Raw genomic sequence first — 341 nt, 5'->3', positions numbered from 1 at the left:
TCAAAAATCTGGGCGTCAAGGCATACCGCTTTTCCATCGCCTGGCCGCGCATCTATCCGGACGGAGACGGCGAACTGAACCAGAAGGGGCTCGATTACTACGCCAAGGTCATCGACGGCCTGCTGGCCGCCGGCATCGAGCCGTGCGTGACGCTGTATCATTGGGATCTGCCGCAGGCGCTTCAGGACAAGGGCGGCTGGGACAACCGCGACACGATCCGCGCGTTCGTCCGTTACGCGGAGACTGCGTTCAAGGCGTTCGGCGGGAAGGTGAAGCAGTGGATCACGTTTAACGAAACCTGGTGCGTCTCGTTCTTGTCCAACTATATCGGGGCGCATGCG

At 60.7% G+C, this 341-nt stretch carries 1 protein-coding gene; it reads left to right on the top strand.

What is annotated here, in order from left to right:
- Positions 1-341 (top strand): family 1 glycosylhydrolase (locus KVT38_RS33605; RefSeq protein ID WP_217598058.1); only part of this gene is annotated, 341 nt, incomplete at both ends.

The organism is Cohnella sp. GbtcB17 (genome assembly GCF_019091135.1).
Classification (GTDB): domain Bacteria; phylum Bacillota; class Bacilli; order Paenibacillales; family Paenibacillaceae; genus Cohnella.
Note: the sequence above shows the minus strand (reverse complement) of the source record. Positions and strands in the feature narration are given on the sequence as shown.